Raw genomic sequence first — 15,194 nt, 5'->3', positions numbered from 1 at the left:
ACTCCGCTCAGTAACCAGTTTGGTGTTTTTTTGTTGTGGGAACGCCCAAATTATTCTTCCTCGGAAGATGTTACAGCTGATCCTGCAAAGAAATTTTCTAGTTCTTTTAGGGTTGCTTCTGAGGTTTCTATGTCTTTGACAACTTCACCTTTGTTAAGTACCACAATTCGATCAGAAACTTCAGTAACGTGCATTAAATCGTGACTCGATACGAGTACCGTTACTTGGTTGTCTTCTGATAGTTTTTTGATGATTCCTTTGAGGCGAATTTGCGTGGTTGGATCTAAGTTTGCAAACGGCTCATCTAGGATAATGATTTCAGGATTTCCGATAAACGAAGCAACAATTCCTGCTTTTTTCTGGTTTCCTTTACTGAGGTCGCGCAAGTATTTTTTCTGATTGAGGATTTCTCCGTGAAAGAAGTCTTCAAATTGTGCCAATAACGCATCGACATCTGCTTTGTTTTGTCCGCGTAAGTCACCAATAAAGTAAAAGTATTCTTCTGGTGTTAGGTAGCCAATTAAGAAACTTTCGTCAATGAATGAAGATGTAAACGGTTTCCACTCTTCGCTTTCGTTTACTTTGATTCCTTTACTACTTATATAACCTGTTGTTGGTTGAATAAGATCTAACAGTAAACTGAAAAGTGTTGTTTTTCCAGCTCCGTTGTTTCCTACCAAACCAAAACTTTGTCCTTTAGGTATTTCGAGACTATCTATTTTAAGAACTGTGTTTTGTCCGTATGTTTTTGATATATTTTTTATTGTGATCATTTTTCTTCTGTTTGTGTGTTATTATTTTTCGTCGAACGCTGCAATGGTTTTGTATTTTCCTTTTTGGTATACTTTTTCTATTTGTGTGAGGAAATAGTTTTTGAAAACCAATCCTACCAATCCGCTCACAGCAAGCGTGATGATTCCAGCATTTAAGCTATCTGTAAAGTAATAAGGAACATAAAATAATACTACTGGCAACAACATTTTTGGCAATGCAATGAGTAATTGTGTCGGATTGAAACCTTGCGTATTACTGAATGCTTTTGCTTTTTCGTTAAGTTTTACTGGAACTCTGTTAAGCGCTCCACCAAATAATGTTACAAACGTGTTGATTCCGATGTTGAACGATGCGCCTGCAGCAATCATTGCATATTTATCCCAACCAAAGTAAATGTATGGTGTACTTAGGATGAATGAGATGACTACAGCAATAACCATAAGATACCATTTAGACTCTAAGTATTGTCTGTATGGAATGTTTTGACTCATCATCATTTTGTAGTGTTCACTATCCCAAGAAGGCACTAATTGACCAAACGAGAATAGAAATCCTGCTGTAATAAATATGGACGCAAAGGCTATAAACCCTGGCATGTCATTGTATGTTTTTTGCGTAAAGAATATAACCCCATAGAACAAGAAGAAACCAGACATTAATAGTACTTGTCTTGGGCGTTTGTTTCTCCAAATCATACGTACATCGTTTTTTAAGAAGGTTGCCAATGCTCCAAAACGGTCCAGCCAAGAAAGATCGGATGCGTTTACTTCTTTTACTTTTTGAGAGATGGCACTGTCTAAGTAGAAACGACTGTTTAGGTAATTAAAGTTTAAGTAATATAATATTCCTAAGATTGCAATTGGCACTAGAATGTAGATTGGATTGTTGTATAGTCCGTTGAAAACAATTCCTAAAGGTGTTGCTACATCGTAAAAACCAAAATACTGTGCAGCAATTGAACCAATAAGTGCTGTAGCCACTACGTAAAATACTGTATTACTTTTGTTTACGAGTATGTTTAAGAAGTTAAGTGATAATGTGATAACAATAATAGATAACAACCAACATATTACATGTAAAGGTGGATATCCTTGCCCTAATAGTATTACACAATACGGAATAAAAACCAATAAAGGCAATAAGTTAAAGAATGAAATAACCGTTTTCCCTAATAAAAAGTGAATGATTGTTTTTTGTTTGATGGGAATAATCATGAGTGGTTTTATGTTCATGACTGGCATTTGCTGCATGAAATAGCGGAGCATTAAATCGGCCATAAACCAAAAGGCGATAAAGCTATTTACAATTACGTGTGGATCTATTAGATGTTCTGGTACTCCTAAACTTTTTAGATATTTTTTAATACCGAAGAATAATCCCATACCTGCTAGTATTGCCATACCACCTATATAGGCAGCAGCAATGAAAAGCAGTACTTTAATGGCGACTCCTTTTTGGAAAGAGGCAGAACGGAGAAATTCTTTCCATTGTAAGCTTATAAATGTTTTAATCATTGTATGTGTGAGTTAGTTGTATGGTTAGTATCGGTTTTTTGAATTTGTTACAGGTTGGGTTGTTAATTTGTTGTTTGTTGTTTGTTGTTTGTTGTTTGTTGTTTGTTGTTAATTTGTTTACTTCCTATTTTATTTCAAAGTGTAAACTAGTAAACTTTTAAACACCTAAACTTCAAACTTGTATTCTGGATAGGTTTTTTCTAATAACTCTTCTGCTTTTTCTGGCACTACAATGATATGTATGTAGGTTAATAATGATCCTAATACTATAATCGTTGCTACTCCTAATTGTACCCAATAATGATTGTATACGAAAGGCGGTATTAATGAAGATATATAGTCCGTTTTTAAATTTATTAATACAATTGGAATCGACATTATTAGAAAATCAACTATTTTTCGCTTCTTGCTTTTTTGTTGTCTTTCATAACTTACATGACTATGAAAAATCATATCTTCTAATTTCCATCTCTTCCCACTCTTTTTGACTTTTCTTTTATAAATTATTCTATTGTTTATGGTTGATAAGATATGTGTTAAAAGTATAATCATGAAAAAAATAGAAACCGTAAACATCGACAATACATATGGTTCTTCTGGCAAAAACCGAAGGCAATAAAATAGAATTGCAATGCTAGAAATGGTTCCTATTATTTTAGGCAGTTTAAAGTATTCCATAAAAAATCTTGAAATGATCTTTTTGTATTTTTTTGATAATGCTTTATCATGCTTTTTAATTACATCTGAAAAACCTACTGCTCCAAATTTTTGAAATTCTTGCATTTTGACTTCTTCAAAGGATTTTTCAGGATTGATACTCCATTGTTTTTCTATACCATTGGCTAAATGATCTACCAATTCTGTTTGCAAATCATAATGCTTCACATCTTGAGTTACCACAAATCGATATAGTTCTTGTATGTGTGCTTTTGTTAATTCCATTTTTATGTTTTTTTGTCACGAATACATACATTTTTGCTGTTACTTATTCAATACTCCATTTTGGATTTACCAAAACCTGCATGTTTCTAATGTATTCTTCTAATTCTTTTAGTTTACTTATGGTTTCTAGGCTTCCTTTTTCGGTAAGCTTGTAATATTTTCGCAATCGGTTGTCCACTTTTGCTACTTCTACTTCTAATAAGTCTTCTGCTTCTAGTTTATGTAACGCAGGATATAAAGCGCCTTCGGTAATGTTCAACTCTCCTTTGGTGATTTCTTTTACTTTTTGTGTGATTTCATATCCATACATTTTTCCATGCTCTTCTAATAGTTTTAGAATGATGGTCGTTAAGCTTCCTTTATATAGTTTTGAATTTCCCATAACTTGTTTGTGTGATATAAATATATGCATAATTTTCTTATGCATAAGATTTCTAGGTATATTATTATCATAAAATGCACGTAAAAACATTTCTGTTTTGTTATTTTTGCCAAAAATTTTAGCATACCCTTTTAATATAAATGCACAATGTCAGATTTTCGTCAACTAGAAGTACGTCATATTCATAGAGAAACACCAAGCGCCGTAAGCGTTGAGTTTCATGTACCAGAAGCATTACAACCTTCTTTTTCTTTTAAAGCAGGACAGTATGTTACGCTTAAAACAACATTGAATGGTGAAGAAGTTCGTAGAGCGTATTCATTATGTACAGCTCCAAAAGAAAATAGACTTTGTGTTGCTATTAAAGAAGTAGATGGCGGATTGTTTTCTACATACGCCAATAGAGAATTGACAGAAGGTACTGTGCTAGATGTACATTCGCCAGAAGGAAATTTTGTGTATACACCTTCTACACATCAAGGAGCCGTTGCGCTTTTTGCAGCTGGAAGTGGAATTACACCAATGATGAGTATTTTGAAAACTGCTTTAGATTATGGAAATACGGTTGCATTGTTGTACGGAAATAAGTCTCCTGAAGAAACTATTTTTCATGACGAATTGATCGCGTTGACTGAGAAGTATCCTAATTTTTATTTGAAGTTTGTGTATAGTCAAGCACGTGCCGAGAATGCGTTGGCAGGACGAATTGATAGTACAGCTGTAAATTATGTGGTTAAGAATCAGATGAAAGACGCCGATTTTAAACATTATTATATTTGTGGCCCTGAAGCAATGATTAAAACAGTTTCTGAAACTTTAGAAAATAATGGCATTTCAAAAGATGCTATTTATTTTGAGCTGTTTACTTCATCTTCTGAAACTAACAAAGAAGCAGAAGCGATTTCTGGAAAGTCTACGATTTCTATTACGGTTGATGATGAAGATTTTACGTTTGATATGGACGCCAGCGAAACTATTTTGGACGCTGCATTGAAACAAAAAATTGATGCACCCTATTCATGTCAAGGCGGAATTTGTAGCAGCTGTATTTGTAGAGTTACGGAAGGAAAAGCTATTATGGAGAAGAATCAGATTTTAACCGATAGCGAACTGGAAGAAGGTATGATTCTTGCGTGTCAGGCACATCCGACTACAGCTACGATTAAGGTTGATTTTGATGATATTTAATGGTGTTAGGTGTTAGGTGTTAGGTGTTAGGTGTTAGGTGTTAGGTGTTAGGTTAAAAAGTAAAAAATATTAACCGTTACAGCAAATTTCTAAGGTTAATTGATAACTTTATTCTAAAATCTTTTTTACTTGTCTATTTAAATAAGGTTTATTTGTTTTTTGTGAATATTTCTATTTGTTGATCTCGCTCACAACCTAAGCAACATTTTTTTTAATCAATTCCTAGATCATTTGTTAAGGAATGATGTAGTTTAATTTCACTGATAGGAACTCCTGTACTGTCTTCTACAACTGCGCAGACTATTCTTTCTATTTCATATTTGCTTGAGATATTTTCTATAGAAATTAATTTATCAAAATTCATAGAAATAATCCAGTTTGTAAATTTTCGTAAGGTGTTTTCTGCTACAGGTTCCGTTCGATCGTAGAGCTTAAGACCAAAAAGTTTTACTTCTTTATTTAATGTTTTATCTAAGTCTAAATCGACTAAATCTGGAATTTTGAGTTGTAATTTTGTTTCAAGTTGTTTCCACTCAGAAGCTATGTTTGTTTCAGATAGTAAGTCGGAAACTTTAGTATTTAGAGTGACCTCATTTTTATCATTTCCAAATTGCATTAACGCTTTTCTTATTCTGTAAAATACGATCTGTGACAAACATTTTTGATTCGGTTGAATTTTTATTTTTTCATACACACAATCTACTATTTGCTGAACAGTAGTAAGCATTTCGCATTCAGCATCTGGAATTTGAATCCCAAATGTTTTTTCAATTGAAACTATTAGTTCTACAGAATCTAAGCTCATTTTAGTATTTGTATAAAATTAGTCTGACTTTAAGTTTTTATCATTCCCAATTATCCAATATTTCTTTGACCAATTTCGAAACAGAATCTGAGTCGCTATCTTTAAAAGTAGCAATGTATTTTTTTCCCTTTTCACCTTTTAGCTCTGACAATGCAACAATGTAGGTTCTGCAATTGCTATCACTTCCTTTTCGCTCTTCCTCGCTTAAAGCTATTATTTGATCAATAGATTCCTTGTCAAGCAGTTGTGAAAGTCCAAACACAGCATTTCTTTGTATAAAAGTATCTTCATTTTCTTTATGAATGATTGCTCTAAATATTTCTTTGTGTTCTTTTTTGGGAAAGCTAGATAAGTATTCAATAGCACTTCTTCTCCAATCTCTGCTTTCTTGTGATGTATTGTATATTTCTACATACGTGTTTTGAAGTGTATCTATGTTATTATTGATTAGAATTGGTGTTACTGAAACTTCTCTTTTTATAGGATCTTTAAGTAATTCAATGAGTTTTTTTATGACTTTCTCATCCGTTGTATTTTTTAACGCATCAATAGCCCAATACCTAACAGACGAATTTTCCTTATCTATATACGTATATAGAATTCTTTGTGATAGTTGATCTTCTCTGTTTCCTAAAGCTTTTATTAAATATTGTTGAATTGAAATATGTGGTGTTATTCTGAGTGTTTCTTGTACATCGCTTAAAAGTTCATCCGAAAACAACAATGGGGTTTGAAAAGCACTGAAATAGTAGTCTTCTGGAATTTCTCTACGTGAGACCAACTCAAGCCAATACTTTACACTTTCTGGGTTTTTGGATTCTAAGAAACCATTTAAAATGTCTTTTGAAACCACTTTTTGTGTTTCCGCAAGTTCTTTTATATAGTCTACATCTTCTTTTGTTGGACTGTTTACTAATGCCTGAATGGCTATCGATCTTGTTTTTGTACTGTCTAATAAAGGAACTAACACTTCTTTTAAGTTTCCTATTTGCAATTCTTTTATTGAATAAATAGCATATCCTTTTATGTTATAGTCCCAATTTTTTACAGCGCTTAGTAATAGTTTTTCCGTTTTTTCTGTTTTTTCCGTGAAGGAAAGTATTTGTGCAGCTAGCACTTTTGCTTTTTTGTTATCACTTTCAATCCTATTGTATGCTGTGTTTTGAAGCGAGTCTTTCTGAAGCTTTATATATAAAGGAATCATGTGTGAATCTCCAAAGTTTTCATGTGCCACTAAAAAATCAAAAAGAGCTGTAGTGTGATTTGTATTTAAGTACATTAAAGCCATTCCACACCAAATAAGGTTCCCTTCTCTTGTTTCTGTTTTTAGTTTTTCTAGCAGCACTTGTTCATGACTCGCATCTTTAGCACTTGCAAGCACTAAATAGGAAAGTAATCTATGATTGGCGTTTTTAGAATGCAGTAAAAATTTAATGGTGTTTTTATATTCCTCCGTTTTTTTGTACTCCGCTAGCGGATAAGAAGCTATAGGTTCATTTTTTATATTTGCTGTAAACTGAGTGATATCACTATGAGGTGTTAGAAATTCTGAATATTTTCTAAACATTCCATCCAAATCATCTTGACTAAAATCGGCTACTGTTGCATTTTGAAATTCTTTTTTGAACTCTTCTAAGTTTTGACCAAAAGATGCAATGGTTAGTAAGAATATTGCTATTCGCAGTATGTTTTTCTTCATGTTTTTTTAAAATATCTATTTCTGATGTGCTATAAAAGCATTCTGACTAAGATAGTATTTTTAAAAAAGCTATTCATCAACCACTTCCACAATTTTATCAAAAACTGCTTGTGGTGTAATGGTTTGCATGACATTTTCGTAACCTTCAGGATATTTGTTTCCGTAGATGGAAGTTGGCAATAACGGATATTGTTCTCTGTCTGCCAATAAAGCGTTTTTTGGTGATTGTCCAAACGGATAAAATCCTGCATACGGATGCGTAACTCCCCAAATGGTTACTACTTTTTTACCGAACATAGCCGCTAGATGTGCATTTCCAGAATCCATAGAAAGCATCACATCTAAGTTAGAGATTAGGTTTAGTTCTTCTTCAAAAGAAAATAAACCTGCAGCGTTCACGACATTATCATATTTGCTTTCCCAATTAATCAATTGTTTTTTGTCTGCTGGTCCGCCAAATAAGATGATTTTATAGTGTTTTATTTCGCTCAGTTTTTCAATTACCGCTTGCATTTGAGCAATTGGATAGCTTTTCCCATCAAAAGCAGCAAAAGGAGCAATACCAATTAGTTTTTTGTTTGTTTCACCAATGAATAAATCGATCTTTTTTGTGGTTTTTAGCCGTGCTAATACATCTTCATTTGTTAAGTCAACATTGTATCCAAGTTTTCTAAAAACATCTGCATAACGCTCGTGTGTTGTTTTGAGTTGCTTGAAGATTTTACCTTCGGTTTTGGTCAAGGCTTTTTTGGCTGCTCTGCCTTTGTCTATTTTACAAATTTTGTATCCGCCAAGTTTAAAATACGTTCCTAAAATTTTAGATCGCAATACATTGTGCAAATCGGCAACGAAATCAATGTTTAGTTTTTTGAGTTCTTTGTAGAGTTTGAAGAGTCCAAGAACACCTTTGTGTTTTCCTTTTACATCTGCTGTATAAAAAGATACATTGGGAATGTTTTGAAAGATGGGTTTTAAGAATGCGCGCGAAACAACCGTTATTTTTACATTTGGATGCGTACGTAGCATTGCCTTTATGACAGGTACAGTCATAGCAACGTCTCCCATGGCAGAGAGACGTATGACTAAAATGTGTTTGGAAGCTTGTTCCATGGTTTTGAATACCTATGTGAGACTTCTGTTATTTGTTTTTGTTGTACAATACCGGATTTAGATCGTCGTCATTGTACATTTTCATTTGCTTGTAAACTTTCATGTATTTATCACCACTTTCTATATCAGCAATCAGTTGATCTATTGCAGAAGAAAGATCTACACGTTGTTCTAAAAGAATGTTTAGTTTGTCTTGACATTTTGCTCTGTGCGCATCGGAAGCATCTTTACGATCTGCTTCTTCTTGCATGTGATATATTTTTAATGCTAAAATTGACAAACGATCAATAGCCCAAGCTGGACTTTCTGAGTTGATCGTTGCAGAATCTTTTACTTGAACGTTGCTGTATTTTTGAAGAAAGTAACTATCTACATATTCTACTGTATCAGTTCTGTCTTGGTTAGAAGCATCAATTAATCGTTTTAATTTTAATGCGCCTACAGGATCTATATTCGGGTCTCTAATAATGTCTTCATAATGCCATTGTACCGTATCAATCCAGTTTTTTCTGTAAAGTAAGTGTTCTACTTTATCTTTTGGATATGGGTTTTCAAAAGGTTGGTCTACATCATCGATGATGTGATATTTTTCAATGCTATCCTGAAATATTCTATTCGCTAGATCACTAAACATAATTCTATTATTTTGCTACAAATATACGCTAATATTTGAGTTTAGTATAGGAAATAAAAAAAGCCGCTTTTCAGCGGCTTTTCTAATTAATTATGAGGGATTGCTATTAATTATTGTTTAACAAATTTCTTGCTAGCAACTTTATTTCCTGATACGAATTTAGCGTAATACATTCCTGGCGCTAACCTTTGAACGTTTACTTTAGCTTCGCTTCCAAATGAACTTGCTGTTGTAGACATTACTCTATAACCTCTGTCATTGTAGATCTCAACAGTTATGTCTCCTGCGAATTCATCAGCGTTGATCGCAATTTCTCTTACTGTTGGGTTTGGATATAATCTTAATCTATCAGATACATCTTCTGGAGCTTGGCTCACTGCGTTTCCGCTAGTGAATAATGTATCATCTCCTGAATCAGCTCTTGATGTAGAGTCTGTATTTACATACTTAACTCCATAGTTAATATTAGCCAAGTTACTTGTCATATTCACAGTATACACTCCGTCAGGGCTTGCAGTACCTGAATCTACATCATACGTATTTCTGTATGTTTCAAAGATTGTATCTGCTGGAAGTACTAATACAATGTGTACTAATCCTGCTGTAATCTCATCTACTAAGTAGTTAGGGTTTAATACCTCAAATCCTGCATTTGATGTTTGTGTAAATGCTACTAAAGCATCTAAGTTAGGATCAAATAATCCGTCTCCGTCTGTATCTGCATATACTTCAATTGGTAAACCGTCTAATGTATCTTCATTTGAATCAAAAACACCGTTTTCGTTTTGATCGTTAAATACAGCTCCAGTTACTTGGTATAAAGTATTAGCGATTCTCATACCGAAGTCAATATCAACAGCATCTGTATTGATACTAGAGATTGCTCTGTTATCTGGTGTAGTAAATGTTCCGTTTGCTACTAATGTAGGTGCAACTATTACATTTCTAAGGTTTACGTTAGAGAATTGGTATGCTCCTGTTGCAGAAGTAGTAATAGTACTTAGTGATATATCACCAGCATCTAAAGCTCCATCAGCATTTACATCTTCGAAAAGTGTTACTCCAATTCCTACTAATCTATCCTCGTTAGAGTCTTTTATTTGATCAGAGTTTTGATCATCCCAAACAATTCCTGAGATGTTGTATAAAATTACTACTGTTCTTAAGATTCCGAAATCAACAGTTGTTGAAACTCCTCCAGTTAATACTACATTTATTGGTGTAGTTGCAGTGTATGTAAAGTCAGCAGTATTAGATGGTACCATCATTTGAACAATTACATTTGATGCAGTAATTCCTATGAACTGGTAGTTTCCACTTCTGTTAGAATCTGTTGTTGCAATAAGTGGCTCACCTCTATCAATTCTTCCGTTTCCGTTTACATCTTCGTAAAGGTTTACAGTGATTCCTCTTAATCCTGCTTCAGTAGATTCGTTAACTCCGTCTCCGTTTTCATCGTTAAATACATTTCCTGAAACTGTGTATGAAGTAGCTTCTTTGTTTACTCCAAAGTCAACTCCTGTTACGTCAGTGTTTACTGAGCTAGTATCTAATCTTGCATCAGTAGTTAACGTATAAATATAATCAGCAGTGTTTTGTGGTATTGTAATAGCAACTAAAGTATTTGCTTCAGTTACATTAAGGAATGAATATGTTCCATCAGCAGCAGTTGTTGTAGTTTCGATAATTGTATCTCCAGTTCCAACTCTTCCGTTAGCATCATCATCAATATATAATGTTAATGTTACGTTTTCTAATCTTCCTGCTTCATTACTATCTAATGCAGCATTGCTGTTATCATCATCATATACAGTTCCAAAAATGTTGTAGCTTACAACTTGAGCTCTATCAATTCCGAAGTTTACATCATTTACATCTGTAATTGTTGAACTTACTGCTTGATCTCCTGCTGTTGTTAATACGAATGTGAATGTTGCAGTGTCAGTTGGTACTGTTACCGCTACAATTACGTTTCTTACAGTTACACCTGTGAAGTTGTAGTTTCCAGACATTGTGTTAGTGTTTGTAGTACCTATTACAGTATCTCCAGCGTCTAATACACCATCGTTATTGTTATCAGCATACAAAGTAAGTAATGCTCCTCCGATGAAACCTTCACCTGATTCTCTTACTCCACTTGCGTCATCATCATCAAATACATTTCCTGAGATGTTGTATAAGATAATTTCTTCTTCGTTAATTCCAAAGTCAGCTCCAGTTACATCAGCAATTGTTGAGCTAGTGTTTAATGAAGATGAAGTTGTTAATGTATATGTAAATGTTGCAGTGTCTGTTAGTACAGTTACCTCAACTAATGTGTTTTCTACAGTTACATTTGAGAAACCGTAAGTTCCATCGTTAGCAGAAGTTGTTGTAGAGATTACTGTATCTCCAGCATCAACAGCTCCATCAGCATTTACATCAGCATATAATGTTAAAGTAACATTTGCTAATCCAGCTTCACTATCGTTTGTTCCGTTTTCATTATCATCATCAAATACAGTTCCTGAGATATTGTAGTCGATTATTTGTACTTTATTAATTCCAAAATCTTGATCAGTTACATCATTGATTGTTGAACTAACCGCTAATTTTATTGCTGTAGTAGCTGTATACGTAAATTCTGGTGTGTTTGCAGGTACTTCAACTCCTACTAATGTAAACTGTGTTGTTACATTTGTAAAGCTATAAGTTCCATCTACTGCAGTAGAACCAATTTCTAAAAGTCCGTCTCCAGCAGTTAATGTTCCACTTTCATCGTTATCAGAATATAATTTAACAGTAATAGCGTCTAAACCAGTTTCACTATCATTTGTTCCGTTTGCATTGTCATCATCAAATACAGTTCCTGAGATATTGTAGTCGATTACTAAGTTTTCGTTGATTCCAAAATCTAAACCATTTACATCTGTAATTAATGAGCTTACAGCTTGCGTGTTAGATGTTGTTAATACATAAGTAAATGTTGCCGTGTTTCCTGGTACACTTACTACTGCCAATACATTTTCTGTTGTAATGTTTGAGAAGCTGTATGCTCCGTTTACATCAGTTGAAGTACTTGTGATAGTTGTATCAGCTACATCTAAGTTTCCATCAGCATTGTTATCAGCATATAATGTTACAGTAACTCCGTTTAAACCATTTTCACTATCGTTAGTTCCATTTTCGTTGTCATCATCAAATACAGTACCTGAGATAGCGTAGTCGATTACTTGCTCTTCGTTGATTCCGAAGTTTACATTGTCAACATTTACGTTTGTAGAACTAGTGTTTACTTCACCTGCTGTTGTTAATACATAAGTAAAGTTTGGCGTGTTTCCTGGTACTGTTACCGCTACTACTGTATTTGGTACAGTTACACCTGAGAAGCTGTATGTTCCATCTACAGCACTTACTGTAGTTGAAATTACTGTATCTCCAGCATCAACAACACCATCAGCATTGTTATCAGCATATAATGTTACTGTGATAGCGTCTAAGTTATCTTCTCCAGCATCTTGTGCTCCACTTTCGTCGTTATCATCGTATACATTTCCTGAGATAGCATAGTTGATTACTTGCTCTTCGTTAATTCCGAAGTTTACATTTGTTACATCAGTAGTAGTTGAACTAGTGTTTACTTCTCCTGCTGTTGTTAATACATATGTGAAATCTGCTGTGTTTCCTGGTACTGTTACCGCTACTACTGTATTTGGTACAGTTACACCTGAGAAGCTGTATGTTCCGTCTACTGCAGTTGTTGCAGTTGAAATTGCTGTGTCTCCAGCATCTACAGTTCCGTTTGCATTGTTATCAGCATATAATGTTACTGTGATAGCGTCTAAGTTATCTTCTCCAGCATCTTGTGCTCCACTCTCGTCGTTATCATCATATACGTTTCCTGAGATAGCATAGTTGATTACTTGCTCTTCATTTACTCCAAAATCAACTCCTGTTACATCAGTATTGATTGCATCAATAGCTTGAGTTCCTGGTGTTGTTAAAGTATATGTAAAGTCTCCAGTGTTTGTTGGTACTGTTACCGCAACAATTGTGTTTTGGATACATACATGTAAGAAACTATATGAACCGTCATTTCCTGAAGTTGTTGAAGTAATTACTGTATCTCCAGCATCTAAAGCTCCGTCAGCATTGTTATCAGCATATAATGTTAAAGTAACATTTGCCAATCCAGCTTCTCCGTTATCTAAGATAGCATCTTCGTTGTTATCATCATAAACAGTTCCGAATACATCATAGTTTACAGGAATTAATGCTTCGTTGATTCCAAAATCAACAGTTACATCATTTGTAGAACCTGTAACCGCAACAACTTCTGGAGTTGTTGATGTGTACGTAGTTGTTGGTGTATTGTTTGGTACAGTTACTGCAACTAACGTTTCAGCTACTTCAACATTGTTAAATGTATAAGAACCATTTGAATTTGTAACTTGAGAATCAATTACTGTATCTCCTGAGTCTAAAACATTATCATTATTGTTATCAGCATATAATGTTACTGTAATAGCGTCTAAGTTAGCTTCTCCTGAATTCTGAGTTCCATTCTCGTTGTTATCATCGAATACAGTACCATCAATTTTGTATGATACAGGTGGTGTTAAGTTGATGTAATCAGATGCATCTGTAATTCTACCAACATCTTGAGAGTTTAATCCAGAGATCTCATTTAATGATCCTAACTGAATACTATTGTAAGTTCTTAAGTTAGAAGGAGCCGTATATTTTTGCACAAAACTTTTAGTTGTACAAGATGTATGAGGACATCCATAGTAGTAAGATGTACTACACTGTCTTTTGTTCTTTAATAACTGAAGATTGTTGTTCTTATCTTTAGCCATTTGCGCATATACATCTTCATTGTTAGCCCAGTCATATCTGTTGCTATTGAAGTTATATGATTGTACTTGGTAAGAAGTAGCTGCGTACATCTGACCGTTGTCACCAACTACGATATCTCCAAGTTCTCCTCTGTAAAGGAAACTAGAGTACCACCAGTTGTCATATACAGGTTTTCCGTGTGCTACAGATGTTGTTTGACCTGATGTATCTGCTAATCCGTTAAAAGAAATTTCTAATAAGTAAATGTAGTTATTGTATGAACTATGCGAATAACTATACGAATACGACGAGTACGTTTGAGCTGTTGAGTTAGTTCCTCTTTGCTGTAATGTATCATCATTCGTAGAACCATCATCACTTGGTAATTCTTCTTCAGGAATATAATCACTTACATTGTCATTAATTTGATTTGCTTCTTCAGCTTCAATAACAACAAAGTCTTCAGGGCTTTCTCCGTCTCCGTCTCTTCCTCCATTATCCTGCTCAGCTTCCATAGTGGCAGCTGTAGTTGTATTTGATGATCTAGTAGTAAACATTCCAGTCGACACTGTTCCTGTCGCTCTCTGGTTATCACTTAATTCATCTTTAGGATTTGAATTACCTGAAGTTCTTCTACCATCTCTGTAGTAGTAGCAATACACAGGATATTCCATTGCGAAATATAATTTCCCGTTGTAAAAAGTTGCTCCACCAGAGGCAAGACCTCTAGAAGAATACGCGTGACCAGTACTTGTAAAAAAGTGTCTTACTGATCCAAAACATTTATGCACATTTGTGTATGCATTGTAACCATATATCGTCCAGTTGTAACTAGAGATGTGGTTAGAAACGTAAAAAATCCATCCTGTAGTTTGATCACTAGCGATAGAGTTAATTTCGTTTACATAAGGTGATGTTGCCAACAACGTAGCGTGGTACGTGTTCATGTCGAGTTTGTAGATTCTTTTTCCCGCAGATATGATAACTCCGTTATCATTTGTGGTCATCATTTCATTCTCGACAACATTTTCGCTTGTGGGCATTGAATTTGCGAAAACATTCGTCAGTCCTAATAAGGCTGTTAGGACCAAAAGAGTAATTTTAGTCTTCATTGATTTGCTGTTTAGTTAACTATTATATATACCAGTAGTACATGTAATAGGTTTGGTTTAAAATAAGTTTGGGGTGAGCGGCTTAATTCTCGAACACAAAAATATTTGGAATTCTTTTAATAAGCAGACAACGGGTTTTTCTTTTAGATAAAACGTCATTAAAATCGAGAAAAAGCACTTTATGTAGCCCTTAACTTACGTCAATGTAAGTTTTTA

Annotated in this window: 10 protein-coding genes; 1 reads left to right on the top strand and 9 read right to left on the bottom strand. The window is 34.2% G+C overall.

Going from position 1 to position 15,194, the window contains the following annotated elements; translation table 11 throughout:
- Window positions 1-50: 50 nt before the first annotated feature.
- From ACRBBL_RS09420 to ACRBBL_RS09405, 4 genes are all read right to left on the bottom strand, one after another.
- Window positions 51-773: an ABC transporter ATP-binding protein gene (locus ACRBBL_RS09420; protein ID WP_431368787.1), complete on the bottom strand. Its 723-nt coding sequence runs from the start codon at window positions 771-773 to the stop codon at window positions 51-53.
- 21 nt (window positions 774-794) lie between these two features.
- The gene (locus tag ACRBBL_RS09415) at window positions 795-2,288 is read right to left on the bottom strand and encodes a DUF5687 family protein (protein WP_431368786.1); all 1,494 of its coding nucleotides are present in this window, start codon (window positions 2,286-2,288) and stop codon (window positions 795-797) included.
- Between the two features lie 165 nt (window positions 2,289-2,453).
- The gene (locus ACRBBL_RS09410; RefSeq protein WP_431368785.1) at window positions 2,454-3,230 is read right to left on the bottom strand and encodes a hypothetical protein; all 777 of its coding nucleotides are present in this window, start codon (window positions 3,228-3,230) and stop codon (window positions 2,454-2,456) included.
- A gap of 43 nt (window positions 3,231-3,273) precedes the next feature.
- Window positions 3,274-3,612, bottom strand: a complete 339-nt coding sequence (locus ACRBBL_RS09405) for a PadR family transcriptional regulator (protein ID WP_431368784.1) — start codon at window positions 3,610-3,612, stop codon at window positions 3,274-3,276.
- A gap of 147 nt (window positions 3,613-3,759) precedes the next feature.
- Here ACRBBL_RS09405 and ACRBBL_RS09400 point away from each other — a divergent pair, with 147 nt between their 5' ends.
- Complete coding sequence (locus ACRBBL_RS09400; RefSeq protein WP_431368783.1) at window positions 3,760-4,800, top strand: 2Fe-2S iron-sulfur cluster-binding protein; 1,041 nt, start codon at window positions 3,760-3,762, stop codon at window positions 4,798-4,800.
- Window positions 4,801-5,011: 211 nt separating this feature from the next.
- Here ACRBBL_RS09400 and ACRBBL_RS09395 read toward each other — a convergent pair whose 3' ends face one another.
- From ACRBBL_RS09395 to ACRBBL_RS09375, 5 genes are all read right to left on the bottom strand, one after another.
- The gene (locus ACRBBL_RS09395; RefSeq protein ID WP_431368782.1) at window positions 5,012-5,605 is read right to left on the bottom strand and encodes a phosphopantetheine-binding protein; all 594 of its coding nucleotides are present in this window, start codon (window positions 5,603-5,605) and stop codon (window positions 5,012-5,014) included.
- Window positions 5,606-5,645: 40 nt separating this feature from the next.
- On the bottom strand, window positions 5,646-7,304 hold the full coding sequence (locus ACRBBL_RS09390) for a HEAT repeat domain-containing protein (RefSeq protein ID WP_431368781.1): 1,659 nt from the start codon (window positions 7,302-7,304) through the stop codon (window positions 5,646-5,648).
- 69 nt (window positions 7,305-7,373) lie between these two features.
- Window positions 7,374-8,414: a glycosyltransferase family 9 protein gene (locus ACRBBL_RS09385; protein ID WP_431368780.1), complete on the bottom strand. Its 1,041-nt coding sequence runs from the start codon at window positions 8,412-8,414 to the stop codon at window positions 7,374-7,376.
- 28 nt (window positions 8,415-8,442) lie between these two features.
- Window positions 8,443-9,048: a DUF4254 domain-containing protein gene (locus ACRBBL_RS09380; RefSeq protein WP_431368779.1), complete on the bottom strand. Its 606-nt coding sequence runs from the start codon at window positions 9,046-9,048 to the stop codon at window positions 8,443-8,445.
- Between the two features lie 110 nt (window positions 9,049-9,158).
- Window positions 9,159-14,978 (bottom strand): SdrD B-like domain-containing protein, encoded by a 5,820-nt coding sequence (locus ACRBBL_RS09375; RefSeq protein WP_431368778.1) that lies wholly within the window; start codon window positions 14,976-14,978, stop codon window positions 9,159-9,161.
- Window positions 14,979-15,194: the final 216 nt, after the last annotated feature.

The organism is Kordia sp. (assembly GCF_050633145.1).
Classification (GTDB): domain Bacteria; phylum Bacteroidota; class Bacteroidia; order Flavobacteriales; family Flavobacteriaceae; genus Kordia.
The sequence above is the reverse complement of the archived record's forward strand: the minus strand, read 5'-3'. Positions and strand labels throughout refer to the sequence as shown.